The organism is Giesbergeria anulus (genome assembly GCF_900111115.1).
Lineage (GTDB): Bacteria > Pseudomonadota > Gammaproteobacteria > Burkholderiales > Burkholderiaceae_C > Simplicispira > Simplicispira anulus.
This window is the reverse complement of sequence record NZ_FOGD01000001.1, coordinates 846,980-855,139: the sequence shown is the minus strand read 5'-3', so window position 1 is coordinate 855,139 and position 8,160 is coordinate 846,980. Positions and strand designations below refer to the sequence as shown.

At 56.0% G+C, this 8,160-nt stretch carries 8 protein-coding genes; 6 read left to right on the top strand and 2 right to left on the bottom strand.

The window, feature by feature from the left end:
- From BMX55_RS03905 to BMX55_RS03895, 3 genes are all read left to right on the top strand, one after another.
- Positions 1-693: electron transfer flavoprotein subunit alpha/FixB family protein (locus BMX55_RS03905; RefSeq protein WP_091452979.1), on the top strand; the 693-nt coding region annotated here is incomplete at its 5' end.
- Between the two features lie 126 nt (positions 694-819).
- A complete protein-coding gene (locus tag BMX55_RS03900) occupies positions 820-1,956 on the top strand; it encodes an ABC transporter substrate-binding protein (protein WP_091452976.1) in 1,137 nt (378 codons plus the stop codon).
- A 65-nt stretch (positions 1,957-2,021) separates the two neighbouring features.
- On the top strand, positions 2,022-3,812 hold the full coding sequence (locus BMX55_RS03895; RefSeq protein WP_091452973.1) for an acyl-CoA dehydrogenase: 1,791 nt from the start codon (positions 2,022-2,024) through the stop codon (positions 3,810-3,812).
- 15 nt (positions 3,813-3,827) lie between these two features.
- Here the strand turns inward: BMX55_RS03895 and BMX55_RS03890 are convergent, their stop codons facing one another.
- Positions 3,828-4,466: a riboflavin synthase gene (locus tag BMX55_RS03890; RefSeq protein ID WP_091452970.1), complete on the bottom strand. Its 639-nt coding sequence runs from the start codon at positions 4,464-4,466 to the stop codon at positions 3,828-3,830.
- A gap of 15 nt (positions 4,467-4,481) precedes the next feature.
- Positions 4,482-5,618, bottom strand: a complete 1,137-nt coding sequence (ribD, locus tag BMX55_RS03885; protein ID WP_245751233.1) for a bifunctional diaminohydroxyphosphoribosylaminopyrimidine deaminase/5-amino-6-(5-phosphoribosylamino)uracil reductase RibD — start codon at positions 5,616-5,618, stop codon at positions 4,482-4,484.
- A 129-nt stretch (positions 5,619-5,747) separates the two neighbouring features.
- Between ribD and pilV the strand changes: the two genes are divergently transcribed.
- From pilV to BMX55_RS03870, 3 genes are read left to right on the top strand one after another with little or no spacing between them, the layout of a single operon-like run.
- On the top strand, positions 5,748-6,458 hold the full coding sequence (pilV, locus tag BMX55_RS03880; protein ID WP_091452966.1) for a type IV pilus modification protein PilV: 711 nt from the start codon (positions 5,748-5,750) through the stop codon (positions 6,456-6,458).
- Positions 6,455-7,552, top strand: a complete 1,098-nt coding sequence (locus tag BMX55_RS03875) for a PilW family protein (RefSeq protein WP_091452962.1) — start codon at positions 6,455-6,457, stop codon at positions 7,550-7,552. The genes pilV and BMX55_RS03875 overlap by 4 nt, the downstream gene beginning before the upstream one ends.
- 5 nt (positions 7,553-7,557) lie before the next feature.
- A complete protein-coding gene (locus BMX55_RS03870) occupies positions 7,558-8,160 on the top strand; it encodes a pilus assembly PilX family protein (protein ID WP_245751231.1) in 603 nt (200 codons plus the stop codon).

Sequence of the window (8,160 nt, the reverse complement as noted above, 5' to 3'; positions counted from 1 at the left end):
GCTGGCAACTACAGCCACATTTTGTTTGCTGCTACCGCCAACGGTAAAAATGCTGCACCGCGTGTCGCTGCCCTGCTCGATGTCGCGCAGATCAGCGAGATTAGCAAAGTGATCTCTGCCGATACCTTTGAGCGCCCCATTTACGCTGGCAACGCTATTGCCACCGTGCAAAGCCAAGATGCCACCAAGGTCATTACCGTGCGCGGTACTGGCTTTGATGCCGCCGCCGCTACAGGTGGCAGCGCCGCCGTAGAAAGCATTGCCGCTGTGGCCGATAGCGGCAGCAGCAGCTATGTGGGCAGCGAAATCGCCAAGAACGACCGCCCCGAACTGACCGCCGCCAAGATCATCGTCTCTGGTGGCCGGGCGCTGGGCAGTGCTGAGAAGTTCCAAGAAGTGATTACCCCATTGGCCGACAAGCTGGGTGCTGCCATTGGTGCCAGCCGTGCTGCGGTGGATGCTGGTTATGCGCCCAACGATTGGCAAGTGGGCCAAACAGGCAAAATTGTGGCGCCTCAGCTCTACATTGCGGCTGGTATCTCTGGTGCCATCCAGCACTTGGCAGGCATGAAGGACAGCAAAGTCATTGTGGCTATCAACAAAGACCCTGAGGCCCCGATTTTCAGTGTGGCCGACTATGGCCTAGAGGCCGACCTGTTCCAAGCCGTGCCAGAGCTGGTTAAGGCGCTGTAAACCGTTACCACGGCAAAAAGGGGGGGCACCATGCCCCCTTTTGTGTTTCAGCCCATCGGTGAGGTCGTGCGGTCTGTGCCCACTGTTTGTTATCGTCTGATCCGAAACATCAAAAGGAGTTGAACTATGGTGCCATTGCTATCGTTGCGCAAACTGGCATGGGGTGCTGCCCTGTGCGCCTTAGGTTGGTCTGGTCAAGCCCAAGCGTGGATCATTGGTCAGGTGGCACCTTTCAGTGGTACCCAGGCCACCCAAGCTCGCGCTTATGCCGAAGGGATGCGACTACACTTTGACCAGCTCAATAAAGACGGTGGTATCCAAGGCGAAACCCTGACCCTGATGACTGATAACGACCGTGGTCAGCCCCAAGAAACCGTGCAGCTCACGCGCAAGCTGCTCGCCTCTAACCCCATCGTGTTGGCGGGTTATTTTGGTGACAGTAATCTGCGCGCCTTGGCCGATAGCCGCTTGCTGGAGTCCTCTGGTATCAGCTTGGTCGGCTATCGCAGTGTCGATCCGGGCAACTGGAAGGTGCCCCAGTTTTTCAGTACCCGCGCCAGTACCGCCGACGAGATGGCCAAAATCGCCAGCCATCTGGCCACGGTGGGCATTACTAAGTTGGGTCTGTTTTACGAAGAGGGGCCGGGTTCTGCAGCCATTGTGAATATGGTCGAGGCCGCCATTAAGCCCTCTGGGGGGAGTTTGGTGGCCCATGCCATGCTGGCAGCCAATAAGGGGCGGCACACCGCTGATGCTGTCAGTGCCATCTCTAAAGCGGCACCACAAGCTATTTTGATTGTGGCCTCTAGTGGGGCCACTGCTGCTTTTATTGAGCACTACCGTATCTCTGGTGGCGTAGCGCAGCTTTACGCCAACTCTGATGCCGATATCGAGCAGCTCATCAAACGCCTGTCAGTAGAGCACATGAGCGGTATTTCCATCTCTCAGGTTGTGCCTACTCCCTACCGGGTTTCACGCCGTCTGAACAAAGAGTTCCGTGATTTGGTCACAGCCAAGGGCAGTACACTGCAAGAACCGGTCAGTTACGCGACGATCGAAGGCTATATCAACGCCAAAGTGATTGCCGAGGCCCTGCGCCGTATCCCCAAGGGGGCGGGGCCAGAAAAAGTGGCCGCTGCCCTGCACAGCATCCAGTCGCTGGACTTGGGTGGCTACTGGGTCACCTTCAAGCCCAACTCCAACCAAGGCTCACGCTTTGTGGAGCTATCCATTGTCAATTCTTCAGGCCGGATCAGCCACTAAAGCGGCTGCTTCCTCTCCTGTTTTTGTTGCATCTCCTTTTCTCGCTGCATAGGAAAAATTGAGCCATGAGTTACATCGCCCCCATCAAAGATATGCTGTTTGCCATCGAACATTTGGCCCAGCTGGAACAAATCGCCCAAATCCCGGGTTTTGAGGATGCTGGTCTGGATACCGCCCAAGCCGTGCTCGAAGAGTGTGCCAAGTTCAATCAAAATGTTGTCGCCCCTTTGAACTGGGAAAGCGACAAAAACCCCTCTAGCTGGCAAGATGGCGCTGTTACCACCTCGCCCGGCTTCAAAGAGGCTTACCGCCAATTTACCGAGGCGGGCTGGCAAGGCTTGCAGCACCCCACCGATTTTGGCGGCCAAGGCTTGCCTAAGGTGATTGGTGCTGCTTGTGCCGAAATGGCCCACAGCGCCAGCATGAGCTTTGCCCTGTGCCCGATGCTCACCGATGGTGCCATTGAGGCCCTGCTCACCGCTGGTTCTGATGACCTCAAAGCCATCTACCTAGAAAAGCTGGTCAGTGGCGAGTGGACAGGTACCATGAACCTGACCGAACCCCAAGCCGGTTCTGATCTGGCCGCCGTACGCAGCCGCGCCCAACCCCAAGACGACGGCAGCTACAAGGTGTTTGGCACCAAGATTTTTATCACCTATGGTGACCACGATCTGGCCGAAAATATCGTTCACCTCGTGCTGGCACGGGTGCAAGGCGCGCCTGAGGGCGTCAAGGGCATTAGCCTGTTTGTCGTGCCTAAGTTCTTGGTCAATGCCGATGGCTCGTTAGGCGCGCGCAACGATGTTGAATGCGTCAGCATTGAACACAAGCTGGGCATCAAGGCCAGCCCCACGGCTGTGTTGCAATTTGGCGACCACGGCGGTGCCACCGGCTACTTGGTAGGTGAAGAAAACCGGGGCCTAGAGTACATGTTCATCATGATGAACTCTGCCCGCTACGCTGTGGGCGTGCAAGGCATTGCTGTGTCTGAGCGGGCCTACCAAAAAGCCGTGCAGTACGCTAAAGACCGCGTGCAAAGCCGCCCCGTTGATGGCAGCATCAAGGCCAGCGCTGCCATCATCCAGCACCCCGATGTGCGCCGTATGCTCATGACGATGCGTGCCACCACCGAAGGCTGCCGCGCCTTGGCTATTGTGGCTGCTGCCGCTTACGACGCCGCCCACCACCATGTAGATCCTGCGGTGCGCCAGCAAAACACCGCTATCTACGAGTTTTTGGTACCTTTGGTCAAGGGCTACAGCACTGAATCCAGCATTGAAGTCACCTCTTTGGGGGTGCAGGTGCATGGTGGTATGGGCTATATTGAAGAAACCGGCGCGGCGCAGTATTTCCGCGATGCCCGTATCCTGACGATCTACGAAGGCACCAGCGCCATCCAAGCCAATGACCTGGTGGGCCGCAAAACGGTGCGCGATGGCGGCCAAACCGCGCAAAACATCGCCACGCAAATTGCCCAAACCGAAGTCGATTTGCAAGACAGCGGCACCCCCGCAGCGCTGGCCGTGGCGTACAACCTGCAACTGGCCCGCCAAGCCTTTACCGACGCTGTCGAGTTTATTGTGGCCCAAGCCAAGAGCCAGCCCAACGCCGTCTATGCCGGTAGCGTTCCTTACATGATGCTGGCCGGTAATTTGGTGGCCGGTTGGCAACTGGCCCGTAGCCTGCTGGTGGCGCAAGAACAACTGGCCCACGGCCAAGACCAAGCCTTTATGAGCGCCAAAATTGCCACAGCGCAGTTTTACGCTGAGCATATTTTGGTCAAAACCGGCAGCCTGCGCGATAGCATCGTGCGTGGTGCTGGCAGCGTCACTGCCCTAGAGCTGGACGCTTTCTAAGTCTCAGTAGGTGGATCAGCGCGGAGGCTGCACCGCCGGTGCAGCTTCCAGCATCCGCGCCACATAGCGCGCAATCAAATCCACTTCCAGATTAACTTGGCTGTCCACGCGCAAATGCTGCAAGGCCGTGTTTTGCACCGTATGCGGAATCAGGTTGATACTGACTTCGCAGCCTTCGGGCAGGTCACTGGTGCGGTTAACGGTCAAGCTCACGCCATTGATCACAATAGAGCCTTTATAGGCCAAAAACCGGCCTAGCTCTAGCGGGGCCAGCACGCGTAGCTCCCAGCTTTCGCCCACTGGGCCAAAATGGGTTACGCTGCCCAAGCCATCGACATGGCCCGATACCAAATGGCCGCCCAGCCTGTCATTGGCGCGCAAGGCTTTTTCTAGGTTGATCGGGCCTTCTGCAGCCAAGCCGGTGGTTTTGTCCAGCGATTCTGCCGATATGTCGATGGTGAACTGCTGGCGTGCTACGTCCAGCGTGGTCACCGTCATGCAGGCACCATTTAATGCGATGCTGTCGCCCAAGCCGACATCATCCAAATAGCCCGCTGGGGCTTCAATGGTCAGGCGTTTGCCGTGGGAGGGCGCATCGCCCAGCGATTGCACGGCAGCGATACGCCCCATGCCAGTGATGATTCCAGTAAACATAGCGTGGATTGTGGCTCAAAAATGGGCCCGTCCTGGCAGCCGGGCTAGTACGCGCAGATCGTTGCCAACGCGCTCTACTGGGCCAAACTCTAACGCTTGCCCCTGTGCCAGCGTCTCCAGCGGGCCGAGGTCAGTCATACCGCGCCCGCTGCCCAATAGCAGCGGCGCTAAATACAGCAGCAACTCATCCACCAGCCCAGCCCGCAGCAGTGCGCCATTGAGCCGCTGGCCTGCCTCCACATGCAGCTCATTGATGCCGCGCTGGCCCAAGTCGCGCAACATAGCCGCCAGATCAACCCGACCGTCTGGACTGGGTAAGGCCACCACGGTGGCACCACGCGCTTGCAGTGCAGCTTGGCGTTGCAAAAATGGGGTGTCTTGGTGGCTGCTGGTGTAAATCAATACCCCACGTTGGGCTGCAAACAGCAAGGCATCGGGTGGAGTTTGCAAATGGCTGTCCACCACCACGGCCTGCGGTTGCCGTAGCGTGGGCAGTGCGCGTACATCCAACCGTGGGTTGTCCGCCAGTACGGTGCCACTGCCGGTGAGGATTGCACAAGCCCGTGCGCGCCAAGCGTGACCATCGGCACGGGCCTCAGGCGACGTAATCCACTGGCTGGCACCGTTGTGCAGCGCTGTGGCTCCATCCAACGATGCGGCTACCTTCAGCCGAACCCAAGGCGTACCACGCACCATGCGGCTAAAAAAACCGATATTCAGTTCCCGTGATTCCTGAGCACCCGGCCCCACCTCCACCTGCACCCCTGCTGCACGCAGTCGTGCAAAGCCTTTGCCACCCACCAGCGGATTGGGGTCTTTAATGGACGCTACCACCCGGCCTATACCGGCGGCAATCAAGGCATCGCAACACGGCCCGGTACGCCCTTGGTGGGCGCAAGGCTCCAGTGTCACATAAGCGGTGGCACCACGTACCTCGTGGCCCGCAGCTGCAGCATCACGCAGTGCCATGATTTCGGCATGGGGGCCACCGGCTTGCTGTGTGTGCCCTTGCCCCAGCACTTGGCCGTCTGCAGTGGTGATGATGCAGCCCACACGCGGATTGGGCGACGTGTGGTGCAAACTGCGCCACGCTTGGGCCAGTGCAGCCTCCATGGGGGTATGGGTGTCTTGAGAGTCGATCAGTACTGGCATGGTGTTGAGTGCGGCAAAAAATGCGACGCAATGAAAAATACAGCATCCGATTTCTAAACGGTTGCCTAGGGCAGACCAGCGGCAAATCTCCCGCTAGCGCTGCGTTTGGTTTGCACATACTATCGCTGCATGAAGCTCAGAACATTCTCGGCCAGTTTCCGCTCGTTGCCTTCGGCCTGTGCGCAGGCCACGGGGCAGAGGGGTTTTTCCATGATAGAGGTACTTATCTCCATTGTGGTTTTGTCCTTTGGGCTACTCGGATCGGTAGGTTTGCAGTCGTTTGCCATCAAATCCAACCGCGAAGGACGTTTGCAGTCGGTAGCCACCACCCTTGCCCGCGAGTATGCCGAGATGATGCGTGGCAATAAGGATGTGGGTACCAAAACCAGCACAGCCGACAATCCTTATCTACTCGATGACAAAACCATCAAAGCCCTGAGTGATCTGCCCAGTGCATGGGCCTATTGTCTTCATACTGGTTGTGAAGACGGCGGTGTTCTCGCTGCCAGTACCCCCCCCGCCCCTCCCACCCCTAATACGGCCATACAGAAAAAAGTTGCCCAATCCGAGGTGCTAGAGTGGATGGCGCGGGCGTTAGATGAGTTGCCTAGCGCTTGGATCAGGGTTTGTTTTGATGACGCGCCGTTTGACAGTAGCGGTTTGCCACAATGGACTTGCACGGCTCCTATTGGTGGGGCCACGGTCAATAGCACTATCGTCATCAAAATGGGTTGGACACAAAGTGCCCTAGAGCGCGGCCAGACGGGTGACGCTGCACTCCAAAAAGCCGACACCCGCCCGACCCTCGTTTTTCCAGTCACCAGCGGGAACGATAAATGACCATCCGTACTTGCGCACCCCCACGCCCTTCCCAACTGGGCACTGCGGCCCTGCTGCAGGTGCGCCCCAAGCGTCAATACGGCCTCACACTGGTGGAGTTAATGGTAGCTATGGCGATCAGTTTGCTGGTCACCTTGGCTGCTATCGGTGCTTTGATTGTTACCCGGCAGGGCTTTACTGCTGTTGATGCCAGCTCACAACTGCGTGACAACGGGCGTTTTGCTGCTGATCTGCTGCAACGTTTAGGGGGCCAGACGGGGTACTTAAATTCTCTTTATGTGATGGAAGAGGCGCGTCTTTATGGCGGTGATTCCATCAAGGTAGCGGGTAAGGTGAGTGATCCGGAAGCCAGTGTCATGGGTGTCAATAATGCAAAATGGGCTGAAGGCAGTGATTTTGAGTGGGGTAAAAGTACCACTTCAGTATCCGGTTCCAGTGATATTTTGGTTTTTCGTTTTCTGCCTTCCACAGAATTTATCGATGGTTCAGGAAGAACACAAACAGGCATGATTGCTTGTGATGGTAATGCTATCGATGATTATGTGCCAAATGATATGAATGACCGTGCCATCAGCGTATTGTATGTGGGCATAAGTAGTGATAATGAACCTGCATTGATGTGCGCTCATGGTCGAAGTGCCCTGAATGGTGGTGTAAAAGACGCTGAACCTCTCATCCAAGGCGTAGAAAACTTCCAAGTGCTTTATGGTGTAGATCGCATTACCCCCAACACGGCCACAGTGGCGGCAACTGGCACCCAAGAAGCCAAAGACGATGCCGTCCCCGACCGCTATTTGCGGGCCGATGAATTTGCAGTGTCGGGCAATGATGCTGCCACTAAAGCCAATTGGCGCAGGGTGCGTAGTATCCGTATTGGTATGGTGTTGCGTGGCCCCATTGGATCGGCCCCTGATAATAGCGCACAAACCTTTTATCCTTTTGGCAAAGCCAAAGCTGGTACAGGTGCCGTGGGTAGTGCATTGGCCAGTGCCAATGATGCTGGCACTATTTTTAGCCCTACACCCGATGGTCGCTTGCGCCAAGTGGTTACTTTTACTATCCATTTGCGCAATGACCAAAAGCACGGTCTTTAATCATCATGAAGCAACAGCCAGCCATTCATTACTATAGGCACCAGCGGGGTATGTCCCTTATCATGGTCATGTTGATCATGGTGGTCATCTCCATGTTGGGTATCAGCGGTGTGCAAATTTCCATGATGGCTGAGCGTGGTGCACGCAACGATCGTGATCTCCAAATTGCTTTTCAGGCCGCCGAAGCTGCCTTGATAGATGCAGAGTTTGATATTACTTACAAAACTGCCAGTGCTCGTGTTGCTAAGCCTTTTGATAAAGACAACCTAGAATTTTACTTTCTTCCTGACTGTACAGGTACTGGTGATTCTTTGGGTTTATGTAAAGAAAATCTCGACCCTCTTCTGCCACCTGTATGGTTGCAGGTAGACTTTACTGATACCACCAATGCTGCAAAAACCATAGAATTTGGAAAATTTACTGGCAGAGCACTCAAAGTAGGTACAGCAGGCATACAGCCAGCGCAAAAACCGCGCTACATTATTGAGCTATTGCGTGATTATAAAAGTAGCGCCCAGCCTCCTGATCCCTATTTTAGGGTTACTGCGATGGGCTTTGGCCCAAGGGCTGATATCCAAGTGGTTTTACAGATGATGTACCGCAATTAA

Coding starts and splice junctions, on each gene's coding strand:
- BMX55_RS03900 (WP_091452976.1), top strand. CDS start 820: ATGGTGCCATTGCTATCGTTGCGCAAACTGGCATGGGGTGCTGCCCTG.
- BMX55_RS03895 (WP_091452973.1), top strand. CDS start 2,022: ATGAGTTACATCGCCCCCATCAAAGATATGCTGTTTGCCATCGAACAT.
- BMX55_RS03890 (WP_091452970.1), bottom strand. CDS start 4,466: ATGTTTACTGGAATCATCACTGGCATGGGGCGTATCGCTGCCGTGCAA.
- ribD (WP_245751233.1), bottom strand. CDS start 5,618: ATGCCAGTACTGATCGACTCTCAAGACACCCATACCCCCATGGAGGCT.
- pilV (WP_091452966.1), top strand. CDS start 5,748: ATGAAGCTCAGAACATTCTCGGCCAGTTTCCGCTCGTTGCCTTCGGCC.
- BMX55_RS03875 (WP_091452962.1), top strand. CDS start 6,455: ATGACCATCCGTACTTGCGCACCCCCACGCCCTTCCCAACTGGGCACT.
- BMX55_RS03870 (WP_245751231.1), top strand. CDS start 7,558: ATGAAGCAACAGCCAGCCATTCATTACTATAGGCACCAGCGGGGTATG.